Raw genomic sequence first — 574 nt, 5'->3', positions numbered from 1 at the left:
TTTTTATTATAAATTCTTATAAATCTATCACTATCACGAACACCAAAATATTTTGTTTCTGGTTTACCATCACGACCATAAAAAATTGTTTTCTTAACTGTTTTATCAGTCATTGCGTAGTAATCACTTAAATCATCTTCAAAATCAAAAGCTAAATCTAATCTTGTAAAACCTTTATCTTCTATGTAGTCAATAACGTTCTTCTTTAACCATAGCATTTCATCATGTGTTAATTTATTTGGATTAAATTCAACTCGCATATTACGTCTATCCCAATTATCTGCTTTTACCTTGTCATATTCGCTATAAACTTTTTCTTGAAGTGCCTTAGCTTTAAATTTTGTTTGTAACATATCCCAAAGCTTTATTTGTGGATCAACACTCATGAATTCAGAAAGTTTTTGAGCATTATTTTTATTTAAATTCCCAATGATTGTCATACGGTCAAAACTGATTTTTGGTTTTGATATGCACACAGTATGTGCACTTAACCGGCTATTAGATATACCGGTTAACGAAAAATTACACTTTTCTTGTTCTAGACTTTGATTTGATAATTTCTCTTTCTCTTTTT

General features: G+C 28.7%; 1 pseudogene. It reads right to left on the bottom strand.

What is annotated here, in order from left to right:
• Positions 1–506, bottom strand: a pseudogene (locus KA894_RS14575) (replication initiation factor domain-containing protein); the annotation flags it as partial.
• Positions 507–574 lie beyond the last annotated feature (68 nt).

Source organism: Staphylococcus sp. GDY8P131P (genome assembly GCF_017891975.1).
GTDB classification, from domain to species: Bacteria; Bacillota; Bacilli; order Staphylococcales; family Staphylococcaceae; genus Staphylococcus; species Staphylococcus nepalensis.
The sequence above is the reverse complement of the archived record's forward strand: the minus strand, read 5'-3'. Positions and strand labels throughout refer to the sequence as shown.